General features: G+C 48.8%; 23 protein-coding genes. 5 read left to right on the top strand and 18 right to left on the bottom strand.

The genetic code is table 11. From position 1 onward, the window contains the following. Nucleotide 1 precedes the first annotated feature (1 nt). Entirely contained in the window at nucleotides 2-1,729 is a 1,728-nt protein-coding gene (locus tag Q366_RS09320; protein WP_035238349.1) for a hybrid sensor histidine kinase/response regulator, read from the bottom strand. Between the two features lie 527 nt (nucleotides 1,730-2,256). Between Q366_RS09320 and Q366_RS09315 the strand changes: the two genes are divergently transcribed. From Q366_RS09315 to Q366_RS09295, 5 genes are all read left to right on the top strand, one after another. Then, nucleotides 2,257-3,225, top strand: coding sequence for a universal stress protein (locus tag Q366_RS09315; RefSeq protein ID WP_035238347.1), 969 nt, complete (start codon nucleotides 2,257-2,259; stop codon nucleotides 3,223-3,225). Between the two features lie 13 nt (nucleotides 3,226-3,238). Continuing rightward, nucleotides 3,239-3,883 (top strand): TetR/AcrR family transcriptional regulator, encoded by a 645-nt coding sequence (locus tag Q366_RS09310; protein ID WP_035238345.1) that lies wholly within the window; start codon nucleotides 3,239-3,241, stop codon nucleotides 3,881-3,883. Between the two features lie 36 nt (nucleotides 3,884-3,919). Then, nucleotides 3,920-5,095 carry an acetyl-CoA C-acetyltransferase gene (locus tag Q366_RS09305; protein ID WP_035238344.1) on the top strand — a complete coding sequence of 392 codons (1,176 nt, stop codon included), beginning with the start codon at nucleotides 3,920-3,922 and terminating at the stop codon, nucleotides 5,093-5,095. A gap of 231 nt (nucleotides 5,096-5,326) precedes the next feature. Then, nucleotides 5,327-6,178, top strand: a complete 852-nt coding sequence (locus Q366_RS09300; RefSeq protein WP_035238342.1) for a 3-hydroxybutyryl-CoA dehydrogenase — start codon at nucleotides 5,327-5,329, stop codon at nucleotides 6,176-6,178. Nucleotides 6,179-6,343: 165 nt separating this feature from the next. Continuing rightward, on the top strand, nucleotides 6,344-7,630 hold the full coding sequence (locus Q366_RS09295) for an MFS transporter (protein ID WP_035238341.1): 1,287 nt from the start codon (nucleotides 6,344-6,346) through the stop codon (nucleotides 7,628-7,630). Here Q366_RS09295 and Q366_RS09290 read toward each other — a convergent pair. From Q366_RS09290 to Q366_RS09210, 17 genes are all read right to left on the bottom strand, one after another. Next, the gene (locus tag Q366_RS09290; protein ID WP_035238340.1) at nucleotides 7,623-8,255 is read right to left on the bottom strand and encodes a class I SAM-dependent methyltransferase; all 633 of its coding nucleotides are present in this window, start codon (nucleotides 8,253-8,255) and stop codon (nucleotides 7,623-7,625) included. The two genes, Q366_RS09295 and Q366_RS09290, sit on opposite strands and share 8 nt — an antisense overlap. 14 nt (nucleotides 8,256-8,269) lie before the next feature. Continuing rightward, nucleotides 8,270-8,458: a FeoB-associated Cys-rich membrane protein gene (locus tag Q366_RS09285; protein WP_035238338.1), complete on the bottom strand. Its 189-nt coding sequence runs from the start codon at nucleotides 8,456-8,458 to the stop codon at nucleotides 8,270-8,272. Nucleotides 8,459-8,584: 126 nt separating this feature from the next. Beyond that, nucleotides 8,585-9,232, bottom strand: a complete 648-nt coding sequence (locus Q366_RS09280) for a MotE family protein (protein ID WP_035238336.1) — start codon at nucleotides 9,230-9,232, stop codon at nucleotides 8,585-8,587. Beyond that, nucleotides 9,219-9,677, bottom strand: coding sequence for a flagellar export protein FliJ (gene fliJ / locus Q366_RS09275; protein WP_035238335.1), 459 nt, complete (start codon nucleotides 9,675-9,677; stop codon nucleotides 9,219-9,221). The genes Q366_RS09280 and fliJ overlap by 14 nt, the downstream gene beginning before the upstream one ends. A gap of 3 nt (nucleotides 9,678-9,680) precedes the next feature. Beyond that, nucleotides 9,681-11,048 carry a FliI/YscN family ATPase gene (locus Q366_RS09270; protein ID WP_035238333.1) on the bottom strand — a complete coding sequence of 456 codons (1,368 nt, stop codon included), beginning with the start codon at nucleotides 11,046-11,048 and terminating at the stop codon, nucleotides 9,681-9,683. Next, nucleotides 11,045-12,073, bottom strand: coding sequence for a FliH/SctL family protein (locus Q366_RS09265; protein WP_245619916.1), 1,029 nt, complete (start codon nucleotides 12,071-12,073; stop codon nucleotides 11,045-11,047). Before Q366_RS09265 ends, Q366_RS09270 begins: the two co-directional genes overlap by 4 nt. Beyond that, nucleotides 12,057-13,070, bottom strand: coding sequence for a flagellar motor switch protein FliG (gene fliG / locus Q366_RS09260; protein WP_035238332.1), 1,014 nt, complete (start codon nucleotides 13,068-13,070; stop codon nucleotides 12,057-12,059). Before fliG ends, Q366_RS09265 begins: the two co-directional genes overlap by 17 nt. Before the next feature lie 4 nt (nucleotides 13,071-13,074). Beyond that, nucleotides 13,075-14,790: a flagellar basal-body MS-ring/collar protein FliF gene (fliF, locus tag Q366_RS09255; protein WP_035238330.1), complete on the bottom strand. Its 1,716-nt coding sequence runs from the start codon at nucleotides 14,788-14,790 to the stop codon at nucleotides 13,075-13,077. Nucleotides 14,791-14,816: 26 nt separating this feature from the next. Continuing rightward, on the bottom strand, nucleotides 14,817-15,113 hold the full coding sequence (gene fliE / locus Q366_RS09250) for a flagellar hook-basal body complex protein FliE (protein ID WP_035238329.1): 297 nt from the start codon (nucleotides 15,111-15,113) through the stop codon (nucleotides 14,817-14,819). Nucleotides 15,114-15,138: 25 nt separating this feature from the next. After that, entirely contained in the window at nucleotides 15,139-15,636 is a 498-nt protein-coding gene (flgC, locus tag Q366_RS09245; RefSeq protein ID WP_035238327.1) for a flagellar basal body rod protein FlgC, read from the bottom strand. A 3-nt stretch (nucleotides 15,637-15,639) separates the two neighbouring features. Further along, nucleotides 15,640-16,053, bottom strand: coding sequence for a flagellar basal body rod protein FlgB (gene flgB / locus Q366_RS09240; RefSeq protein WP_035238325.1), 414 nt, complete (start codon nucleotides 16,051-16,053; stop codon nucleotides 15,640-15,642). A gap of 196 nt (nucleotides 16,054-16,249) precedes the next feature. After that, nucleotides 16,250-17,620, bottom strand: coding sequence for a sigma-54-dependent transcriptional regulator (locus tag Q366_RS09235; protein ID WP_035238321.1), 1,371 nt, complete (start codon nucleotides 17,618-17,620; stop codon nucleotides 16,250-16,252). Between the two features lie 15 nt (nucleotides 17,621-17,635). Then, the gene (locus Q366_RS09230) at nucleotides 17,636-20,302 is read right to left on the bottom strand and encodes a tetratricopeptide repeat protein (protein ID WP_035238451.1); all 2,667 of its coding nucleotides are present in this window, start codon (nucleotides 20,300-20,302) and stop codon (nucleotides 17,636-17,638) included. Between the two features lie 250 nt (nucleotides 20,303-20,552). Further along, complete coding sequence (locus tag Q366_RS09225) at nucleotides 20,553-21,608, bottom strand: sigma-54 interaction domain-containing protein (RefSeq protein WP_084691764.1); 1,056 nt, start codon at nucleotides 21,606-21,608, stop codon at nucleotides 20,553-20,555. Nucleotides 21,609-21,619: 11 nt separating this feature from the next. Beyond that, nucleotides 21,620-21,994 (bottom strand): response regulator, encoded by a 375-nt coding sequence (locus tag Q366_RS09220; protein ID WP_035238319.1) that lies wholly within the window; start codon nucleotides 21,992-21,994, stop codon nucleotides 21,620-21,622. 39 nt (nucleotides 21,995-22,033) lie between these two features. After that, complete coding sequence (locus tag Q366_RS09215) at nucleotides 22,034-22,495, bottom strand: chemotaxis protein CheX (RefSeq protein WP_035238317.1); 462 nt, start codon at nucleotides 22,493-22,495, stop codon at nucleotides 22,034-22,036. Nucleotides 22,496-22,549: 54 nt separating this feature from the next. Continuing rightward, on the bottom strand, nucleotides 22,550-22,903 hold the full coding sequence (locus tag Q366_RS09210; protein ID WP_035238315.1) for a PilZ domain-containing protein: 354 nt from the start codon (nucleotides 22,901-22,903) through the stop codon (nucleotides 22,550-22,552). Nucleotides 22,904-22,947 lie beyond the last annotated feature (44 nt).

The raw sequence follows: 22,947 nt of genomic DNA, 5'->3' as shown, positions 1-22,947 counted from the left end.
TTTACAGATTTACAAGGGCCTGTTTCAGGGCCGTGATGGAAAAGGGCTTGGGCAGGGCTGCGGAAAAGCCGAAAAGAGAATGGTTTTCCATGATCGCATCATGGGAATAGCCCGAGGCGACAATACCCTTGATTCCAGGGTTCAGGGCCAGCAGCTTTTCCATGGTCTCTTCGCCTCCCATGCCATGCTTAACTTCAAGATCAAGGATCACCTTGCCGATGATTTTGCCTTCCACAAGACAGGACTGGTATTTTTCCACCGCCTCTTCGCCGGATTTTGCAAGGACAGGTTCGTAGCCCAGCTGGGTGAGAATTTTTCCTGTGATTTCCAGGATCATGGCATCGTCATCCATAAACAGGACAAGGGGTTTTCGGGTTGCCACCCTGACAGGTCGCGTTGCCCTGGCCCCCTCCTCTTTGGGTTTAAGGGTTTCTTTGGAGGTATTCTTTGGAAAGATAGGCAAAATGATATCCACACAAGTGCCCTGGCCCAGGGTGGATTGAACCTGGATATTGCCCTGGTGGTTTTTCACAATGGCCCAGGCAATGGAAAGCCCGAGACCGGTTCCCCGATTCCCCCCTTTAGGTTTGGTGGAAAAATAGGGGTCAAAAATTTTATCTAAATCATCCGGCTTGATTCCCCGGCCCTGGTCTGTGATTGATATGACAATCATGCCTTGTTTTGGGGCGTGAAGCCGGGCTGTTATCTTTACCGGTTCCTTATTGTCCATGGCTTCTGATGCGTTGATGATAATGTTCTTCAACGCTTCCGACAGGGCTTCGTTGTCAGCTTCGATGACAGGGGGCAGGTCAAAGACTTCAAGCCGGGACAAAATATTTTTTTCCCGTTTAATTTGTTCAAGGGTGTCTGTAATAAATCCTGTCAGGTCAATGTGGCTTTTAATTCCCACGGTGCTGCTGCTTGAAAAGATAACAAATTTAGAGGCCAGATTTTTTGCCTGGAGAACAGATTGTTCTGCGTCATTCAGGTATTCTCTGATGGTCTCGCTCTCCGCCGCCATTTGGGCCAGATTAATATTGCCCAGGGTAACGGAGAGGGTGTTGTTGAAATCATGGGCAATGCCGCCTGCCAATGTGCCGATGGCTTCAAGCTTCTGGGTGCGGGCCAGGCGTTTTTTGGCTTTGCTGAGTTCGTTCTGGGCCTGCTTTTTTTCAATGGCCGTGGCAATGGTGTCCGAAACAAAACTGAGCAGTTCCACATGCGCTTCATTGTATTTGACAGAATTGGTATAACTTTTTACCGCCATCACGCCAATCACCTCGGTTTTGACCATCAATGGAATACCCAGCCAGTTTTTGGGCAATCGTCCCATGACCCTGCCTTTGGCTGCAAGGTCCATAAGTTGGTGTTCATCCAGCAGTAACGGCGCTTTGTTTATAACCACATCACCCGTCAACGTGGGCTTTTCAAAAAAATTGTATACCCAGTCAGGAGACAGATCTGCCCGTTCATCCCTGCGAAATACGTATTGTATGGCTTTTTGGTCTTTGTGATAAATGGCTATAAAAAAATTGGGGATATCCATAAGCCCGGATACCCGTTTGTATATGGAGGCATACAGGTCTGCAAGGGAATCGCAGTTGGTCAGATCGGATGCAATATAAAACAGCGTTCTATTAATCAACTCTGCCCGGCGGGCGCCTTGAATGGAGCGCTCCAGTTTTTTGATTTGTTGCTCAAGCATTTCGTAGCTGGGTTTACCGCTCATTTAAGCCTTACCTGTAATACAACGTCTTTCTTGCATGAGGGGGCCGTGCAGATAAATTGCCGGCCCTGCATCTCAAGTGAAATATACGCAACCGCTTTAAGGAACTATTGCCTTTTGATCTTCCGGTGTTAATGCTTTGCCTAGGCTATGGTCATATTGCGTTTTGGATAACCGTCGGAAATAATTTTACTACATGATTTTAACAAAAGCATCAAGTCATTTGGAAAATGAGGTGGCAAGCTTCTTTGCGCCTCGTATCAATATCAATCATTTTGGGATCAATCATTTTGGGATGTATTTTTAATAATATACCGGCATTCTTTTTAATTGGCAATTCGAAAATTCAGCCCGTTGCCTATACAACCATAGATGATGGTGCTACAATCTTTAAAAAAGTTGTCCATGAATTTTAAAACAACTTTTGTTACCTTAACGGGTGCTGACCGTATTATGGAAATCGGTTACAGATCCGTTCTGGTTATGGACAAAACAAAATGCATACTTCCCGATAAATTCAGGAGCAGACAATGAACCGCTTCAACCACATTATGGCCTGTATTGACCTGTCTGATTATTCCCCCATGACCCTGGGCTATGCCATGAATCTGGCCAGACAGGCAGATCTCAAGGTCACCATTTGTTCTATTGTCCCTTTGCGCGAGGTTAATCCGGTGTATATGGCCGGAATGATGTACCCCTGCAGGGAGGATACCAAGGAGTATCTGGAGGAACTTAAAGGAAACAGGATTGCCCAGATCCGTGAACTGATCCGCACACGTTACCCTGAATTCGACGGCAAAACCGATATCCGTATCAAAATGGGATATCCTGCCGAAGAAATTCTGACCATGATTGATGAGGTAGATCCGGACCTTGTGGTCATGGCCAATAAAGGACGTTCCAACCTGTCCAACTTCATGTTCGGCAGTGCGGCAGAATTTGTATTCCGCCATTGCAGAAAGGCGCTGTTCAGTGTCCGGGACAAACATGTTTTTAAACGGATGTACTCAGGCAGCGCGCTGCCCGAACCTGGGGAACTCCGCAATATTATAGCTGCCGTGGACTTTTCTCCCTGGACCGAGCATATTCTGGCACGGGCAGGATGGATGGCAAAAATAACAGGCGCAAAGCTTCATGTATTCCATTGCATCAGCACCAAGGAGTTAGCCTGGATTAAATCCCATTACATCCCTGAACACACCTTTTCTGAAGAACAATTTCTACCCACGGCCAAACAACGGCGAAGCGTAAGGCTCGGGGACCAGATAAAGGCGGCAGGCATTGGGGATATGGCAGGGATTGATATCACCATTGATTCGGGAGATCCTTGTGAACAGATACTTTCGGCTACAAAAAATCTCAGGGCAGATGCCTTGATTTTAGGCCCGTTAGGTCACAGCCGCTCGGTCAAATATGTTCTGGGCAGCACCATTGAGAAAATTTTTCGTCACAGCCCGGTGCCGGTACTGCGTTTGAGCCCTGATATCTGCATTTAAGGCTGGAGCACCCATGGCCCGGCAAAACGTACACCCTGCATCCAGTGCAGATGTCCCCACGCAGATAAAAAATGAGAAGCTAGTCCGTGAACGGCGGAGGCAAATCATTGATGCCACGGTCAAGCTGTCCGTCGAACATGGTTACCACAATACCACCACGCGGATGATTGCCAAAGCTGCCGGATTTTCCATTGGCTCGTTGTACGAGTATGTCAGCTCCAAGGAAGATCTTTTATACCTGGTGTGCAGCGCCATCCACGAGGAGGTCCAGAATGCCGTGGAAGATGCCCTGTCCGGCGGAATCTGTAAAAAAGCGCAACTGGCCGGCGCCATCCGCCAGTATTTTATTGTGTGTGATAAAATGACGGATTATATTCTGCTCATGTACCAGGTTACCCAGTTTCTGCCGGACAAATGGAAAAAAAAGGTGCTGGAAACCGAACTGGATATTTCCGATACCTTTGTCAGGGCCCTGGCCCGGCTGTCCGGGAAAAATGATTTCCCCCATCTGGATGAGAAAACCTGCAGTCTGGTGGGACACAACATTTCTGTACTCGGTCATATGTGGGCCTTTCGGCGGTGGTATCTCAAAAAAAATTTTACCCTGGACCAGTATATTTGTACCCAGACAGACTTTATTCTGGGTCTTATTTATTAAAAAAAATTCAGTGTAAAAAAAGATAAGGAGTTTAAAATGAATAAAGCAGTTATCGTCAGTGCCACCCGAACCCCTTTAGGCAGTTTTGGCGGTTCATTGAGCGGCATGGGCGCCACAACCCTCGGGGGGCTTGTCATCAGGGAAGCCATCCGGCGGGCTGATATTGAGGATGCCGTGGTGGATGAGTGCATCATGGGCATGGTTCTGCCCTGCGGGTACGGCCAGAATCCGGGCAAACAGGCTGTGGTTAAGTCGGGCCTTCCCTGGGAAGTGGAAGCCATTACCATAAACAAGGTGTGCGGGTCATCGCTTAAGGCGGTTATGCTGGCAGCCCAGGCCATCCAGTGCGGAGATGCAGATGTTGTGGTGGCCGGCGGCATGGAGACCATGAGCATGGCGCCCTATTATATGGACAAGGCCAGATGGGGACATCGCATGGGGCCGGGCCGCATTGAGGACCATATGGTCCATGACGGGCTGTGGGATATTGTCAATGATTTTCACATGGGCATGTCCAACGAGCTTTGCTCCGAGCGCTGGGAAGTGACCCGGGAGGACCAGGACCGGTTTGCGGCCCGGTCCTATGAACGGGCCAACAAGGCTGTGGCCCAGGGACGGTTTAAGGATGAGATTATGCCCGTTTCAATCCCCCAGCGAAAGGGTGATCCCAAAATTTTTGATACAGACGAATGCCCCCAGGAGACAAGCTTTGAATTTTTGTCCAAAATGAAGCCCGCTTTTAAAAAAGATGGCGTGGGCACGGCAGGCAATGCGTCCATCATCGCCGATGGCGCGAGCGCCGTGGTGATGATGAGCGAATCAAAAGCAAAGGCCCTGGGATGCACTGTCATGGCTGAAATCGGGGCCCAGGCCTCCTATGGCATTGATATGAAATATGTACTCATGGCGCCCATTTATGCCATTCCCAAGGTGTTGAAAAAGCAGGGTATCAGTATTAATGACGTGGGTCTGTTTGAGATCAACGAAGCCTTTGCCGGCACCTCCGCCGGCATCAACAAGGTCCTGGAACTGGATCCGGAAAAGGTGAACGTGAACGGCGGTTCCGTGGCTTTGGGACATCCCATCGGCGCCTCCGGTGCCCGGGTTCTGACCACGTTATTGTATGAAATGGCCAAAAGGGATGTAAAAACCGGCCTTGCTTCGCTGTGTTTAGGTGGGGGGGAGGCTGTGGCACTGGTTGTCAACCGGTAGGCAGTGACCGTTCTTTATAACCCCCATGTCCTATCGGACACAACGAAGCATGAAACTAAAGACACCAACACTGCGGGCTAAAATGGGCGCCCCAGGCGCTTCGCCCTCTTGTTTCCAGTATCTTGTCTCTAGTTTCTTATAAAAACAAGCGCTTAAACTATATTCAAACCCGGTGCGCAACGGTATGCCGGGTCAATTTTTTTCAAGTTGAATGTACAGGAGAACAGGACAATGGAAATAAAAACCTTTGGTGTTGTTGGTTCCGGCCAGATGGGCAACGGTATTGCCCAGGTGGCGGCTGCGGCAGGGATGACTGTGATCATGAGCGATATTAAAGAAGCGTTCTGCGAAAAAGGCCTTGCTACAATCGCAGGCTCCCTGGACCGTCTGGTAAAAAAGGAAAAAATAACCCAGGCTGACAAGGATGCCACCCTTGCCAGGATTACCACCACTACGGATTTAAAGGAGATGGCCAAGGCCGATTTCGTGGTTGAGGCGGCTGTGGAACGCCAAGACCTGAAATTCAAAATTTTCAGGGACCTGGACGAGATCTGCCCTGCACATGTGATCCTGGCCTCCAACACCTCATCCATTCCCATCGGCAGTATCGCAGCCCAGACCTCCCGGCCGGATAAGGTTATCGGCATGCACTTCATGAACCCCGTGCCTATGATGAAACTTGTGGAGGTCATCAAGGGGATTGCCACCTCCGAAGAGACCTTTAAACTGACCTGGGATCTGTCCGAAAAATTCGGCAAGGTCCCGGCCCAGGCCAATGATTACCCAGGGTTCATTGCCAACCGGATTCTCATGCCCATGATCAATGAGGCGGTTTTCTGTCTCTACCAGAGTGTTGGAAACAAAGAGGACATTGATACGGTCATGAAGCTTGGCATGAACCATCCCATGGGCCCTTTGACCCTTGCCGACCTCATTGGTCTGGATACCTGCCTTGCCATCATGGAAACCCTGTATGACGGATTCAAGGATTCTAAATACAGACCCTGCCCGCTGTTGAGAAAATATGTGGAAGCAGGCTGGCTGGGACGCAAGACCGGCAAGGGGTTTTACGATTATAAATAGAATCCGGTTCTGCGGCATCCGGATACGGCATGACGCGGCAAAAAACAGCAGAGATTACAAGGAAAAGGCGGGGCATTATTTACCCTGCCTTTAATTATTTTATCGTTTAAAGCAGGGCTTCAACAGGGTCGCATCCAGCAATGGAAAACACACAGGGGTCAGAAATTGAATCGTATTGATCTGAGCACAAATGAGAAAAAAGTATTTGGGCTCCACCTTGTGTATTCGACCATCGAAGGCATTCTGGCCGGTGTTGTGGTCCTTAACGAGTTTGTGTTTATAAAAAGCCTTCGGGGAACAGAGATGCAACTGGCCCTTCTTTTCCAGGCCAGCATCATCGTGTTCATTTTTTCGGTTGTCATCCATGAACTGGTAAAAAGATTCAAAAAGAAACATATCCTTAAAGGAACAGCATTGATCACCCGGACCCCTCTGCTTCTGATCTTGTTTTTCCCCAGAAATATGCTTCCGGATGAAGCCATGGTGTCCTATCATTATTTTTTTCTGCTGATCTTTGTGTTTTATTATCTGTCCATGCCCATTGTTTATCCGATCATCAACAGCATTCTAAAAAATAATTACAGCCATTCCCATTTTGGGACATTTTACAGTTATGCCACCATGACCAGTAAAATTGTAATGATGATCACGACATTTGTTTTTGGGTGGATGCTTGACAACAATCCCTTTTCGTTTGTTTATGTTTATCCTGCCATGGGAATCCTGGGAATCATCTCCCTGTTTCTGCTGTCAGGCGCTGTCAAGGAGGACTACCTTCAGACTGGGGAACCGGTCCTTCCCGTGATTTCCTCGCTTGGCAAATCATTAAGAGATATGAAGGCAATTATAACGTCCAACAAACCTTATCGTGATTTTGAAGTGGGGTTTATGATTTACGGGTTTTCGTTTATGCTCACGGCATCGGTTATCACGATTTTTCTGGTTGAACAACTGAAGTTGAATTATACCAGTATTGCCTTTTACAAAAATTCGTATAACGTCATAGCCATTCTTCTGCTGCCGTTTTTCGGCAATCTCATCGGCCGGATAGAACCACGCAAATTTGCCGCATTCACATTCCTGACCTTGCTCATGCATCTGTTTTTCCTAGGACTCAGTGAGTACTTTCCCTACTATTGGGACGTTGGCGCGTATCGCTTTTATTACCTGGTGGTTGCCGCGTTTGCCTGGAGCGGATTGTTTGCAGCAAGCATGTCGCTCTTATGGAATATCGGTTCAGCATATTTTTGCAGCGACGATGATGCCGCCGCATACCAATCGATCCATCTGAGCATGGTGGGGGTTCGGGCAATGATTGCACCGGTGTTCGGTATCTGGTTATACCAGGGCATCGGGTTCACAGGCGTCTTTGTCCTGGGCGTATTATTACTGGCCCTATCTATCCTGGTTATGTTCTGGTCAATCGGACGGAATAAGCAGGTGCTTAGATAGGCACAAACGATCGTTGTCGTGCCGTAACGATCCAGATGCTGATCACGCCCTGGGCATGCCTGATCTGTTGCCGTATTTTAAAACGGTCTTGAATAAGAGGGACCATCCCGCCTTTGTTTACATAAGCTTTAAAATTTCGATAATGCGCTTCACCAGCCAGGCGTTCAATTGTGGTGGCAGCGATTTTGCTGATCATCCTGGCCTGGTCATCCAAAGAAAAATCCACTAGAATGAGTTGCCCGTCCGGCGCCAACAGACGCTTTGCCTCGGCCAGCATATTGTTTTGCATCTGGGCAGATTTTTCATGAACTGCAAGGGAAATGATGATGATGTCGAAACTTGCACCAGGCAGTCCTGTGTGTTGCACATCACATTCCAGCAGATTTGCAATTTTATTGCCTTTCCGGGCGACTTTGAGCATTTCTGTGGATAGATCCATACCTGTTAAATTGCTGAAACCTGCGTCTGACAATTTTTTCAGCTGATCGCCGGTCCCGCAGCACAAATCCAGAATGCGTGCGTCATGGTCCGGAATCAGACGAATGATATTCTGCCGGATGTTTTTCAGGGCAAAATAGAGTATTGGATCGTATATTTTTGCAGCCAAAGCACCTTGGGTATCCATTGTTCGCTTCCGAATTATTTTCTGATCAACCGGTTGCTGTCTGAATCGTCTTCTGGGCTGCTGCAGCCGTTCTTCTGCGTGCAGGGCGTGCATCCGTCACAGTCACAACTGCACGAGGACTGTCCTTTAAAAACATTGATCATTCTTTTTACTAAGTAAAACAGGGCTGCTGCCACAATCAGTCCAACCAGAATATTTCCCATTTTCTCCTCCTTATCTAAGCATGATCAAAATAAAATAGCCCGTCTACTTGTCTTGTGGGCCGGTCTTTTTTTCTTTTTCAGCCCCCCGGCCCAATTGGGTGCCGGGTTGGAAAAAAAATATCCGAATCAGCGTTTTTTAAAGGCCAGACGTTCGCTGATTTTTGCGGCCTTTTCGTACTCCACAAAGGCCAGGATCTGAGAGGCGGAAACCTCGCGCATTCTCAAAAATATTTCATAGGCAACAGAAAGTTCCATCTTATTGACAATTTCTGCAGCGGCTTTAGGTTTCATGCTGGTATACATTTTCACCAACCGGTTCATTTTTACTTCAAATGCGGCGGCTTCGTCCCTTTCTTTGGCGGTTTTCTTATTTTCAAGCCGGGCTATATCTTCTTCAATCTGTTTTTTCAGGGCCGTCAGAGACGCCAGTTTCTCATCAATCTGGGCTTCATAGGTTTCCAGCTCCTTTTTTTCCCTGGCCAGTTTTTCACTGGCCTCGGCCACGGCTTGTTTCTTATCTTCAAGACCCTGGAGAACGACCTTGGCAGGATCAGGGCACTCGGGGCATTCCGGACAGGGGGCAGGACCGCCTCCTCCCTTTTCACCGTCAGCCGGTGCTGTTTCCGATTTATTTTTTTTCGGCTGAGTATCCTTGTCTTCCGCCAAAACCAGTGCCGGCTGCCCCGAATGGATATATGAGACACCAACAAAGGCTCCCGTTACCCAAAGCACACTGACCAAAAAGCCGGCTATCCAGCGTTTAAATGCGTTCATTATTTACCTCCCTGGCTGTTCTCAAGGATGCTACTTCATCCAGGCTCTTTTGCTCTTCCCGCATCATTTCATGGGTATATTCCCGGACCTGTTTTTCCTGCAGACGCTCCAGAGATTTTTTCTCAATGGTTTTTTGTTTCAGCGCATCCCGCTTTTTTTCCAGAATTTTTTCAAGTTCGGTTTTTCTGGTACGTTCAACTATGATCATCTGGTCAACTGCAGTAATAAACTGCCTGTACCTGTTGAACTGGCCTGCACCCATCCCTTTTTCCACCAGGGATTCAAGCTGGTCAGCCGCAGATATTTTGTCATTTTCCAGCCCTGTTATACGCTGTTCACAGGCCAGGATGTCGGCCACACCCCGGGCCATTTCCTGCTTGGCAACCTGCTCAAGATGGCGCTTGTACTTTAAAAGGCTTTGCAGTCTGAATTTAAATTTTTTCATGGATTAGGCCTGCCTTTTTTGGGGTCCAGCCGGCGCATCCTTAATTTCCAGCGCCTTTTTCAAGCCAGCCACACTGGCCGGCATATCCATTTTCTTGCCAATGCTCTGGCGCAGCATCTGGTTGATTCCGGGCATCAGTTTCTTGGCCTGGTCCACACTGGGGTCTGACCCGTCCACATATGCACCGATGGAGATCATGTCCTCTGCATTCCGATATGCGGCCATGATCTTGACGGCTTTGTCCCGCAGGGCCATGTGGTCGGGTTTGCTGACATCCCGCATGACCCTGGAAACACTGGCCATGACATCAATGGCCGGGTAGTGCCCGCGATTGGCAAGATCCCTGGATAAAACAATATGTCCGTCCGTTATGGAACGTACCGTATCCCCCACCGGGTCGTTCATGTCATCGCCTTCCACCAGAACCGTGTAAATTCCGGTGATTGAACCGCCGCTTTCAAGGACGCCGGGACGTTCTAAAAGAATGGGAATCTGGACAAAAAATGAGGGCGTATATCCTCTGGTGGTCGGCGGCTCACCGGCAGCCAGGCCCACATCCCTGGAGGACATGGCAAACCGGGTAATGGAATCCAGCATGAGCAGCACATCTTTTCCCTGATCCCTGAAGTACTCGGCAATGGTGGTAGCCAGATAGGCGCCCCGCATACGGGTCAACGGCGGGGAATCCGATGTCGCCGCAACGAGGACAGCCCGCTTGAGTCCCTCTTCTCCCAGGGTTTCCTCCACAAAATCCTTAACTTCCCGGCCCCGCTCCCCAATAAGCCCGATTACCACCACATCCGCAGCAGTATGTTTGGTCATCATGCCCATGAGCACACTTTTTCCCACGCCGGAGCCGGCCATGATGGCCACCCGCTGTCCCCGGCCCAGGGGAATCATGGAGTTAATGGCCCCGATGCCGACATCAAGGGGTTCTTTGATCATTTTCCGTTGCAGAGGCCCCAGGGGTTTTCCATACAGGTAATAGGAAGTCGAACCGATTATCGGCCCCTTATTATCAATGGGATTTCCCATGCCGTCCAACACACGTCCAAGCATGTCATCGCCCACCGGCACCATGGGGGAAGAGGCCACCGGCACAATCCGGCTTCCCATGCTGATTCCCCGAATTTCACCAAAGGGCATGAACAGCGCTTTTTCTTTCCGGAATCCCACCACTTCAGCCATCACTGCTTTCCCACGGTTATTGATAATGCGACACACACCGCCCACGCCAAGGCCTAGGCTGTCCCCTTCGACAATCAGCCCGATCACCTGGGACACCCGGCCTTCGGGCGTCACGGTCCGGACATCTTCCACAGCCCGGGCATAAACGCTGAAATCTATTTTTTCAAAAATATCGTTCATCATATCTCAGCCTGGGTCTCAGCCCGGGTCTTAGCCTGGGCAATGGCGTCGTAAACCGCCTTAAGTTTGGATTCGGGGTCTGTGGCAATGGTGGCCCCGGCACTTTCAATGCGACACCCCCCCTTGGGAATCATGGCGTCCGTATTGACTGTAATATGCGCCAGGGAGCGTACAGACTCAAAAAAGGTCTCCTTAATCATTTCCACATATTCATAGTCTTCTTCGGCCACACTCAGGGTAATTTCCTCCGGGGAGGCAAGCTGGGACAACGCATCCAGAATTGTGTCCCTGATCACAGCATCGTCTGAGTCAAGTTTGGCCATCACGACTTTTCCGGCAATCTGACAGACAAGCTCCACCAGCTGACTTTCGTATCGTGCCAGCATGTTTTCCAGCATCTGATCTGCGGTTTCCAGTACCTGCCGGAACGGATCCAGAACCTGCGCCATTTCCTGTATAATCTCCTGTTTTCCGGCATCACGCCCCTGTTCCAGGCCCTTTTCAAAACCTTCGGCCTCACCTTTGGCAAACCCGTCGGACTCCCCCTGTTTAAATCCCTGTTCCCGGCCTTTTTTCTGCCCCTCTTCATATCCCTTGGCATGGCCGTCTGCCTGCCCTTTTTCAAGGCCCTGGGCCATACCCAGTTCATACCCTTTGGCAAAGCCCTGTTCTTCCGGCGTGGGCCCCTCCTCTTCGGGCACATCTTCACCCTGAACATCCTCTAAAGGGGCAGAGACATCCTTTTTTACATCGGGCTCATCCACACCCTGGATCAAAGGCTCGAACAACTCCTCTTTAAGTTGTTTGGTCACTTTATAAACAGCCTCAAATCCGCCTTCCTCCTTTTGGATTTCCAGGGGATCAAACAAAAGCTTAAACCGGTCAAAATCAGGCTGGGTATCCGGCCTTTTAAGTGACACCTCGTTATCAAAACTATCAAGGGAACTCACATCTATGGCCTTGAATCCATCATCCGCCGAAGATGGCTGCAGGTCCTTATGTTTCTTTTGGTCAGACAAGGATATCATCCTTTCCTTTGCCCAGGGTTATGGTACCGTCGGCCTCAAGCTCTTTGGCAGCCCTGACCACGGCCTGCTGGGCCTCTTCAACCTCTGCCAGGCGGACAGGCCCCATGGCATCCAGATCGTCTTTGAGCATTTCACCTGCCCGCTGGGACAGGTTGGCAAAAATCTTGGCTTTCATCTCTTCGGTTGCGGTCTTCAATGCGTAAGTGAGCTGCTGGCCTTCAACCTTCTTGAGGATTTCTCTCATGGCCGTATCATCAACGCTGGTCAAATCCTCAAATACAAACATGAGTTTGCGGATCTCATTGGCCATGTCTGCATCATCTTCCTCAACATATTCCATAACCGCATCTTCGGTGGATTTATCCACACCATTAATGATATCCACCAGGACTTCCAGACCGCCTGCTTTGCCTCCAGGTCCCACAGCGCCGCTGAGTTCGTATCTCAGGGCCTTGTCCACATCACGGACAACATCCTCGGAAATCTGACCCAGACGGGCAATTCTCATGGCAATATCGCCTTTAAGTTCGTCCGCTAAATGCATCATGATTTCCGAAGAAATTTCTGCAGGCATATGGGCCAGGATCATCGCTATGGTCTGGGGATGTTCACCTTCAATATATGTAGACAACGTGTTCACATTCACATTCCGGCTCCATATAAAAGGTTTGTCCTGTTTCTTCTTTTCCAGGTCGTCCAGAATGGCTTTGGCGTCCTTGTCCTTTAGTGTTTTGTTTACCACATTCTTAATAAAGGAGTCCCCTTCAACAACGATTTTGGACTCACCCTCAAATTTGACATTGAAATCAGCACACACAACCTTGAGCATGGCTGGTGTAATCTGGTCAACCTTGGACATTTCAAAGGCAATGTCAGCAATCTCCTGTTCCTTCATTTTTAAAAATACCTGGGTTGTATATTCTTCCCCCATGTACATGAGAAATACTGCAGCCTTTTGACAACCGTTTAGATTTTCCGGATCAAGCGCCTTTGGCATGGAATTATTCCTCCTCCTCTTCATTTACTTCACCGAGCCATCCCTTGATGATATTCACAGCCTTTAACAGGTCGTTTTCCGCATAATACCGGGCCCTGTCCTGGTCACTCATATTGGCCAGGTATGCATTCCGCTCTGCTTTGGTCATTTTCGCAATGAACTCTTCCTTCTGCTCTTCGGTCATCATCTCAAAGAATTCACGCTGCTGCTCCGCATTCATCTCAATAAATACAGGTTTCTTCTCCTCTCCCTCAAGCTGGGCAAGTTCTTCCGGTGAGGGCAGGGTCTCCTGTTCCACCGTAACCTTGATGTCGCGAACGGTTTTTATGATAGGCCGGATGATGAACAGGAACAATACAAATACCAGCAGTAAATTGGCAATGAGACGTCCGTATTCCTTCTGGACCATGCGCCAGCCTGTAAGTTCTTCCTGGGTTCCCTGCATGTCGCCGATGGAGGCAAAGGGAAAGCACTCCATGGAAATCTGGTCGTTGCGTTCCTCATTATATCCCATGGCCCTGCTTACAATACTTTGAAATTGCTTCATCTCCTCGGCAGATCTGGGCATATACACCCGTTTGGTGTTGCCCTTGTCATCTGCCTGGAACTCATATTTACCGTCAATCACGGCTGCGACTGAAAGCCTTGTGAGCTCAGCCATGGGTTTCTGGGTTTCTCTGACCCGCCGGCTGATTTCGTAATTAACGGTATCATCACTCTTATTGATCCGCTCCCGGTCTTGATTGCCGGTCTGGTTTTCATCTGTGATGGGGTTGACCGATGACGGGATACCGATCGTCTCATTAAGCTGGACCACCTTTTCAGCCTTGTTTTTCCGGCTGCGGATAAATTCCCCGCCCCGCTCAAACGGATCATAAATTTCTTCATTCATGCTGTGTTTGGAAAAATCCATTTCCGAGGTAACCCGGACAATGGCTTTGTCCGTGCCCACGATGCGCTCAAGCATGGTCTGAATCCTGTGCGTCAGGTTCTCTTCAAACCGCACTTTATACTGATACTGGGCATCTGCCAGATTGCCTGCATCAATAAGGGCCTGCTCTTCTTCGGACTTGCCCTCAAACAGAATCCGGCCGGCAGTATCCACAATGGTGACCAGTTTTGGGGTCAAATCCTGGATGGAAGAAGCCACCAGATGTGCAATAGCAGCCACTTCGTCTTTCTTGAGATCAGCGACCAGTTCCAGCAGAATGGATGCCGAAGGCTGTTTGGTCTCCTCCACAAAAACCGACTCCTTGGGCAGCACAATCATGACCTTGGCATCCTTGACAGCCTCAAATGCGGCAATCGTGCGTGCCAGCTCCCCCTGAAGCGCACGCTTTTTATTGATTTTCTGAACAAATTCGGTGGTACCGAACTCGCTTTTATCAAAAATCTCGTATCCAACCCCGCTGCCTTTGGGAATACCTTCCTTGGCCATGGTCAGCCGGATATCATACACCATGGCATCCGGCACCAGAATAGTGGTCCCGTCACCGGTCAGGCGATAGGGCGTCTTGGAAGATTTAAGCATGTCCACCACAGCAGCGGCATCTTCCTGGCTCAACCCTGAATACGCAACTTTATAAGAGGTTTTGTTGGCCCAGAAAAACATGGTGATAAACCCTGCTGCCACCACCAGGGCCAGTCCGCCTAAAAGGGCTTTACGGACCATACTCATCTCTTTGAACGTGGTAATGATTTTTTCAATTACGGGATTCATTTACGCGGCTCCTGCTCTGCGAGGGATTATACCTGCATACGCATAATTTCTTGATAGGCACTCATGGCCTTGTTCCGGACCTGTGCCAGCACTTTAAGGGAGGTGGAGGCACGGCTTAACGCCATCATGCCTTCATGAATACCGAGGTTGCCTTCAATGACAGCCTCAACAGAATCATCTGCCACATGCTGATCATTATTAACCTCCAGAATGGCTGATTCCAGACGTTCCATGAATTCAGGGCGTCGCTTGGCTACCCGGTCCGCCATAGGTTCCCGGTACAAGGAGAGTTTGCCAGGAACTGCTGCATTTATCTCATCCATTTATCCAATCCTTTCCCTAAAAAAATCACTTGCCTATCTCAAGGGCTTTGCTGACCATATTCTTTGTGGTGGACAGCGCTGTAACACTGGCCTCATAGCTTCGACGGGCCACCATCATGTCTGCAACTTCAGTTAAATGGTCCACGTTGGGCATCTTCACATAGCCTGTATCCGGATCTGCATCGGGATGGGCAGGGTTGTACACCAGGTGAAAATCCTCCTGGGACCTGACAATCTGATCTACCCTGACACCCGTACCGTTATCCGGCTTTTTCTCATCCTCAAACTCAATGGCAGATAATTCAATATTGCCGGACTGCTCTTTTCGAATTTTCTGTTGCACCACGCTTTCAAAGGAGTCGATATTATCGCCTTTAAATACCACCATTTTTCTGCGATAGGGTCCGCCGTCTTCGCTTCTGGTGGTATCCACATTGGCCAGGTTTTCAGCAATAACATTCAGTTTCATACGATGGGCCGCAAGGGCCGTGCCGCTGATTTTTGCTGCATTCATTAAATCCATGGATTATTTGCCTCCCTCATCAATGGCATAGTTGAGTATGGTCATTTTACGCAACAGCATCTCGGCCGTAGATCTGAATTTCACATTGTTCTCCATCAGATTCATCATTTCCGTATCAATGTTCACCGAATCCAGGTGATAGATGTCCACATCTTCGCTCTCCATACCCTTAATCTGACCGGCAGACCCTTCAATATTGCCAGGCAGATGTTTTTCATTGGTTTTTTCCAGATAATCCGGTTCAGGTCCGGCCATGGCCCGTTTGAGCGCACTTTGAAAATCGATATCGCTGGGCGTATACCCGATGGTATCCATGTTGGCGATGTTGCCTGCTATCAGGTTATGGCGCCGGGTTGAGATGTCCATACTTTTTCCGATCATCTCGTAGGTGTGCCCGAAAATTCTTGAATCAGCCATTTTGATCTCCGTTTTTTAAATTAACGCTTCCGGGTCAGCCACAGGTACCATTTTCCCCAAATATCCGGATTAGGTCTCCGGATTAGATATCCAGATTAAATATCCGGGTCAGATATCCGGGCAAGCAGGCCGGAATATCAACATCATAAACGAAAAAAGCAAATTACATACCTGAAATAACAAACAACAGGAATAATCAGGAAGGTTCTTTATATTCGTTCAGTTTATTGCGAAGGGTTCTGACACTGATGCCAAGAATTTTTGCCGCATGGGTCCGGTTTCCCTCGGTCTGATCCAGTGTTCTGAAGATCATTCTATGTTCCATCTCTTTGAGGGAACCTGCAGAAAAGTCCTCATCAGCAAAGGATTCTGCACCTGTGTCTTCAGAAAAGGCTGTTTCTTGGCCATCGTCCATGAGCAGATCCGAAGGGGTGATCATATCGGTCTCAGAAATAAGGACAGCACGATGAATCACATTTTCAAGTTCCCGGACATTGCCGGGAAAGGAATGGTTATGAAGCACGGAAAGTGCCTGATCCGTCAATCCTTTGACACTTCTTGCGTCAATCCTGCAGTATTTTTTTATGAAAAAGTCGCATAAAAGCCGAATGTCCCGGCTGCGCTCCCGCAAGGGGGGGATGATCAGTGGAATGGTATTGAGCCGGTAAAACAGATCCTCCCTGAACGCATGGTTCTCCACGGCCGATTTGGCATCCCGGTTGGTGGTGGCGATCACCCGGACATCCACCTCCACGGGCTGGGTTCCCCCCACCCGGTCTACCACCTTTTCCTGGAGCACCCGGAGCAGTTTGGATTGCAAATGAAACTGCATCTCCGTAATCTCGTCCAGAAACAAGGTCCCCTTGTCAGCCAGTTCAAACTTGCCGGCTTTCCTTGCCAATGCACCGGTAAAAGCCCCTTTTTCATGGCCGAACAATTCGCTTTCCAGAAGGTTTTCCGGCAGGGCCGCGCAGTTGATGGCGACAAAAGGCTGATTACAGCGGGCGCTCTTCTCATGCAGAAATTTTGCAAGCAGTTCCTTGCCGGTACCGCTCTCCCCCTGGATGAGCACCGATGCCGACGAATCCGCCACCCGGGCGGCAAGCTTGAGCAAATTCTCCATTTTGGGGTCTTTAGTAATGATCTGAACCGCTTTATGCTTAACTGTTTTTTCCTTTTCAGCAGACAACGGCGCAATGGCTGTGGCCAAGGATTTTTTAACGCTGAGTTCAAGCTGCCTTGGGTCAACCGGCTTGATCAGATAATCCATGGCACCGTGCTGTATCAGGCTGACAGCATAATCCACCACAGGATCCGAGGTAAGAATAATGGTCTTTGGCACCCCGATGTCTGAATCAGCCGCCTGTCTAAGAAAATCCAAAGCCGAAAACCCCGGCGTACCATCGTCGGCCACAACCACCTCGGGTTTTTGGGAAATCAAATGGTCAAACGCATCCGAGCCCTCGGGCACGGCATCAACCAGAAAGCCCATTCCTTCGAACAGATCGGTATAGATCATTCGCTCTTTGGGGTTTTCAATTATGAGAAATAATCGTTGTCCAGGCACGTTGCCAAAGGATCCTTATGAATTTATCATTTTTTCCGCCAGCCCCATGGTGCTCAGCCGCTGCCGGGCAAGCCGGGCCCAGACCGAGTCATAAGACTGCGCCACCTGCTTAAAGGTCTTTTTTGCCTTATCCAGCACATTTCCTTTCTGGTAGGCGTCCCCCAGCAGAAAACCGATATTGGCCTTATCCCGGTCGCCTTCTGAAAAATCAAGGGCTTTGGCAAAGGCATCGGCTGCCTGCCCATAGGATTTCATTTCCAGGTAAGATGACCCCAAAGCTTTGTAAGCGCCTGCCAGTATCGCGTAATGTTCGCCGGGAGATGCGGCAAATGCTTTCACCGCACGGGCCTGGAGTCCGGATGCGGTCTTCAGGTCTGATTTTTTCTGGTAGACACCGGCGCGAAGCATGAGTATCCGCCCCTTATCCAGAGCGTCATCCTCCGCCTTATACGCCGAGACAAAAGCATTATCCGCCTTTGAAAAATTGCCCTTTTCCAGATAAATCTGCCCGATCCGGGTCAGGGCCTCCACCCGGTTTTTATCCTTTGGGAACCTTTTTACAAAGGCATCCAGTAGTTTTAAAGCATCATCATCCCTGCCGGATTCATCCATAGCCTTGCTCAACCCAAACAGCAGTGAAGCGGGCCGCTCTGCCCTTTTATAGAGTTTATAGGCGGAAATCAACTGATTAAATGCCTCTTCATACAAATCCGCCTGTAAATATGCACTGCCTACATAAAAGGGAATCAGCCGGCTCCCCATTTTTTTTAACTTGAACCGTTCTTTCTCATACCTCATCAATATAGAGGTATATTCATCTGCCTTCAACTGTTCTTTGAATAATGCCTCATAGGCTTTCTGCATTAATTTAACCGCTTCGTAGCGCAACCCCCTGGGATGGGTGGACAACAGATCCTCAATTTCCTGGATGCACTTATCATACTCACCGTTCTGCTGGTAAATTTCAGCCAGGCGCATCATGGCAATCCGGGCATAGGTATTTTCAGGAAACCGGGTCTTGATCATTTCGTAAATCTTAATCTTTTCAGCATCCGTCTTTAAATACCTGGCAATCCCAATGGAGGCATTAATATATCCCGGAGAGTCCGGATATTTTTCCCGGACCAGTTCGTACAACTTGATCGCCTTCTCTTCTTGATTCTCCATCCCATAGGCATCTCCAACCTTGCTTAACGCCATGTCCGGCGCTTTGATATCGGGAAAAAGATTCAACAACCGGATATAATTCTGCCGGGCGTCTTGACTTAAACCCAATTCAAAACTGGCATCTGCCGTGTATTTGAGCAAGTCGGCAGATTCATAAACCTTTTTCACATCATTTTTTATGACATAATTAAGAACGCTCAACGCGTCATAATACCGTAGATTTTCAAACAATGCCTTACCATAACCCAGCCCGGCATCCGGTATATAGTCGTTGCTTATTTTTGACTCAAACACCTTTTTATACAGATTCAGCGCCTTGTCAGTATACCCTCTGCCATCATAAATTTCGGCCAGATGATACTCCACCTCGGGCATACCGGAATAATCCGGAAAGTCCTTGCTGATAATATCAAAATACCCTTCGGCTATTGCGCTGTTGTGCAAACGGGTATGAATCAATCCCATAGCTGCATAGGCAAAGGGAAGATATACGGATTTAGGATAGGCAACCATGGCATCCTGAAACATTCGCTCTGCCGCCAAAAGCCCTGCCGGGTCATCGTTCTCAACACCCATAAAATTGACATAGGCCCTTAAATAGTAGACCTGTTCCAGGCAAAAGGGATTTTCCTCAAATAAGTACTGTTCGAGAATCGCGCCAGCTTCTTTGTACAACTGTTTTTTAACCAGAAGCATCGCATTTTCAACCGCATTGGCCTGACAGCCCTGCAAGGGGTCCTCACCCCGATACATATCACTGATATCTCCTTTAAAACGACTGGCCTGGCGCTTTGGGGGCGTATAAAGCGGCGGTTCCTTAATTTTTTCATTCGCTTTGGCCAGGCCGGTATCCTTTTTTTCAGGTCCCTCTTTTTTGACAGGATTCGGAGACTGTGCTTTCGGGGCCGGTTCAGATTTGGGCCGGGAAGCAGCCACTTGCACTGCAGGCGCATTAGGATCATCTGCAACGGTTTGCTTTTCCCCGGTTTCAGTTGCCGGGGTCACGGGCGGTTTTCTGGATTTGGAAACAGTCGGGGGGGAAGGTTTCGGAACAACCGCCACCTGGGTCACGGGAACAGGCTTAGGAGAGGGAACAGCCGCTTTCCCGGCTTTATTTAAAATCACAGTGACTTGATTACTGGACGCATTGAAAACGGGTTTAATGTTTTCTTCACTGGCGTGCTTGCCTGTCACCATCAGGGCGACCACGTTGCCTTCAAGGGTTTCCACATAGACGGATTCAAGGTTTGGATTATCCTTTCCGCCAATGACAAGCCCTTTGGCAAGACTTGCATTCTTAATGGCCACCAGGACTTCCCGTTCTCCGACACGGACAACTTTTACAGGGGCTTTTCCGGTCATGTCAACCCGAACAGAAAAGGGATTGTCTTTGATCTGGATTGCTTTGACAACGGGGTATCCGGCGATGGTTGTTCCTGCCGGAATAAACACGCAGAAAAATGCAGCCCAGACAGCCGATAAAACTTTCAGGTATGTGGGAATTAATTCTCTCATGGCATCTGTATATCCCAAAGGGTTCATGGTTGGAGAACTTAAAAGCAAGTAATATGCCATTCACCAATGTCATAAACGTAAGCAGCGCGTATTTTATTTTACCATGAAAAACAGAAGGGCATGAAGGATATATACCTAAAAATCAATCTTCATGGTTTTCATGGTTTTAACTTTTACATTGAGTATATTCCGTAAAAGAATTCACAAAAAGGGGCTGGAGAGGGAGTGGGAGGATTTCTGGCGGCAGGTGTCAAAAAACCGGCATGTCATCTTGCGGTTCAATATCCATTTTTTTTATCTTCTCAACCAGGGTGGTCCGGTTCATTTTCAACAGTTCGGCGGCCTTGGCTTTGACCCATCCGGTTTCATTCAAGGCATGGGTAATTAAAGATTTTTGATATGCTTCCACGGCTTCATTAAAACCAATGTTATTCTGGAACACGCTGGCCACACAGACCGGGGTGACACCCGTGCCGTCACCGATCATACATGCCGGCAGATCAGCTATACCGACAATATCATCTTCCACAAGGACTGACAGCCTTTCCACCAGGTTTTCCAGCTCCCGGATATTCCCAGGCCATTCATAGGCCGCAAGCACCTGTTTTACCGCTTCAGGAAATACCTTGGGCATGTAGTCGGCACTGCGCCGTGCAAGACCGGCCTGGAAATGGTCCACAAGGGGCATGATATCTTCAGGGCGTTCCCGCAGGGGCAGGATATTGATGGGAATCACATTAAGGCGGTAATACAGGTCTTCCCTGAATTCGTTATCCTCTATGGCGGCGGTCAGGTTTTTGTTGGTGGCGGAAATAACCCTGATATCCACCGCTATGGTCTGGGAGCCGCCCACCCGCTCGAACTGTCTTTCCTGCAGAGCGCGCAAAAGCTTAACCTGGAGATCAGGACTCATGTCACCGATTTCATCCAAAAAAATCGTGCCTTTATCGGCAATTTCAAAACGCCCGATCCTTGCCCGGTGGGCACCGGTAAATGCGCCTTTCTCATGGCCGAACAACTCACTTTCGAGAAGCTCGCTGGGAATGGCCCCGCAATTGATCACCACCATGGGACCGTCTTTTCTTGTTGAATTTTTATGAATGGCCCGGGCAATAAGTTCCTTACCAGTACCGCTTTCGCCTGTGATAAGCACAGAGGAGTCAGAGCGCGCAACCTTACGCACCCGGTCAAGCACGGCCATCAGTCCCTTACTCACGCCAGCAATGCCGCTGCGGTCAAAACCGGATACCTCTTTGAGCGGGGCGTCAGCAGCGCCGGATGTTTTTTCGGCTATTGCCTGGACCATGGGGATCTGACTCACTTAAGGATTTTTTTGAGTTTGTCGGAAATGGCCTCTGCCGTAAACGGCTTGACCACATAATTGGAAACACCGGCTTGTACGGCTTCTATGACGTTCTGTTTCTGGGCTTCTGCTGTGACCATCAAGAAAGGTGCTTTCTTGTAGTCAGTGCTGGCCCGCACCTTTTTCAGCAATTCAAGCCCTGTCATTTTAGGCATGTTCCAGTCGGAAATAATCAGATCAATCCTCTGGCTTTCAAGGACCTCCCACGCCGTTGTACCATCATCGGCCTCCACCAGATTTTTAAAACCAAGCTGTTTTAAAATATTCTTCAGAATACGGCGCATGGTTGCAAAATCGTCAACTATCAAAATCTTGATGGATGTGTCCATTGCCACATTTTCCTCCTTAATTGGATTGAAGCCCATCTTCTATCTATCAAAACACACCTCAATTGTAAAATATCCACCATCGGTTTGAAAAGGGATCGCGATTTTAGGGCCGTTCCCATAATGTCTGATAGTATGTTTTTTTCCAGTAATCACTGATGGTATGGCAGCCTTGAACACCTTGCCCATTTCATCAAGTTCCCGCCGGGCCTGTCCGGAAATCATATTTGTCAATTCCCCAACAGCATCGGCGATATCATCGTTGAGTCCGTCTATCTTTTCTCCGAACATGTTGGAAACAACCGTTAGAATACATTTTTCTTCAAAAGTAACGGCAATGGTTCCCTGGGCGACCCCGGTCAGCCCTAGGACACCGGTCACATCACCCACGGCGATATTATTTTTTTTCAGGTAGGGTTTTCCCGCCGTAACCGTAACAAAAGCCATTGTTTCCAACACGTTAATCGTTGCATTGATGAACGGATTTATCAGTGTAACATCCAAGGTCCAACACCTCCGGCCGTTTTTAAGCTTTGCTCCGCATACTGCCGGGACAACCTAATCACTGCCTTCAATATTATACAAAACTAGGTTTTTTAAATGGGTATATGTATCTACGTCCATGGACTCAAACTCTACACCGAATCCGGCATCCGTATGTCTGACGATTCGTCCCTGAATTTCCAGCCTGAGATCGTCTATTCCTCCGGCCAGATAAACAGTCACCCGGCACACCGTATCCAAATCAGGCCGCTTGTCTGTCTTGACAAACACCCCTCTCTGGCTCAGATCTTTTGAGTTGGCCGCAAGCTTGACGTTTTGTCCGGATTCATCAAGCATATGAATTTCAATTTTGGTTGTAAAAACTACCCTGGAAAATTTTCGCCGGTCGCTTTTGTTTGAAATGCTCAATGCAATTTCACCCCACGCTTAAAGATCTAAAACTGTTATTTATA

It is taken from the genome of Desulfobacter vibrioformis DSM 8776 (assembly GCF_000745975.1).
Lineage (GTDB): Bacteria > Desulfobacterota > Desulfobacteria > Desulfobacterales > Desulfobacteraceae > Desulfobacter > Desulfobacter vibrioformis.
Note: the sequence above shows the minus strand (reverse complement) of the source record. Positions and strands in the feature narration are given on the sequence as shown.

Excerpts from the sequence above, each read along its gene's own strand:
- Q366_RS09320 (WP_035238349.1), bottom strand. The coding sequence starts at position 1,729 with ATGAGCGGTAAACCCAGCTACGAAATGCTTGAGCAACAAATCAAAAAA.
- Q366_RS09315 (WP_035238347.1), top strand. The coding sequence starts at position 2,257 with ATGAACCGCTTCAACCACATTATGGCCTGTATTGACCTGTCTGATTAT.
- Q366_RS09310 (WP_035238345.1), top strand. The coding sequence starts at position 3,239 with ATGGCCCGGCAAAACGTACACCCTGCATCCAGTGCAGATGTCCCCACG.
- Q366_RS09305 (WP_035238344.1), top strand. The coding sequence starts at position 3,920 with ATGAATAAAGCAGTTATCGTCAGTGCCACCCGAACCCCTTTAGGCAGT.
- Q366_RS09300 (WP_035238342.1), top strand. The coding sequence starts at position 5,327 with ATGGAAATAAAAACCTTTGGTGTTGTTGGTTCCGGCCAGATGGGCAAC.
- Q366_RS09290 (WP_035238340.1), bottom strand. The coding sequence starts at position 8,255 with ATGGATACCCAAGGTGCTTTGGCTGCAAAAATATACGATCCAATACTC.
- Q366_RS09285 (WP_035238338.1), bottom strand. The coding sequence starts at position 8,458 with ATGGGAAATATTCTGGTTGGACTGATTGTGGCAGCAGCCCTGTTTTAC.
- Q366_RS09280 (WP_035238336.1), bottom strand. The coding sequence starts at position 9,232 with ATGAACGCATTTAAACGCTGGATAGCCGGCTTTTTGGTCAGTGTGCTT.
- fliJ (WP_035238335.1), bottom strand. The coding sequence starts at position 9,677 with ATGAAAAAATTTAAATTCAGACTGCAAAGCCTTTTAAAGTACAAGCGC.
- Q366_RS09270 (WP_035238333.1), bottom strand. The coding sequence starts at position 11,048 with ATGATGAACGATATTTTTGAAAAAATAGATTTCAGCGTTTATGCCCGG.
- Q366_RS09265 (WP_245619916.1), bottom strand. The coding sequence starts at position 12,073 with ATGATATCCTTGTCTGACCAAAAGAAACATAAGGACCTGCAGCCATCT.
- fliG (WP_035238332.1), bottom strand. The coding sequence starts at position 13,070 with ATGCCAAAGGCGCTTGATCCGGAAAATCTAAACGGTTGTCAAAAGGCT.
- fliF (WP_035238330.1), bottom strand. The coding sequence starts at position 14,790 with ATGAATCCCGTAATTGAAAAAATCATTACCACGTTCAAAGAGATGAGT.
- fliE (WP_035238329.1), bottom strand. The coding sequence starts at position 15,113 with ATGGATGAGATAAATGCAGCAGTTCCTGGCAAACTCTCCTTGTACCGG.
- flgC (WP_035238327.1), bottom strand. The coding sequence starts at position 15,636 with ATGGATTTAATGAATGCAGCAAAAATCAGCGGCACGGCCCTTGCGGCC.
- flgB (WP_035238325.1), bottom strand. The coding sequence starts at position 16,053 with ATGGCTGATTCAAGAATTTTCGGGCACACCTACGAGATGATCGGAAAA.
- Q366_RS09230 (WP_035238451.1), bottom strand. The coding sequence starts at position 20,302 with ATGAGAGAATTAATTCCCACATACCTGAAAGTTTTATCGGCTGTCTGG.
- Q366_RS09225 (WP_084691764.1), bottom strand. The coding sequence starts at position 21,608 with ATGGTCCAGGCAATAGCCGAAAAAACATCCGGCGCTGCTGACGCCCCG.
- Q366_RS09220 (WP_035238319.1), bottom strand. The coding sequence starts at position 21,994 with ATGGACACATCCATCAAGATTTTGATAGTTGACGATTTTGCAACCATG.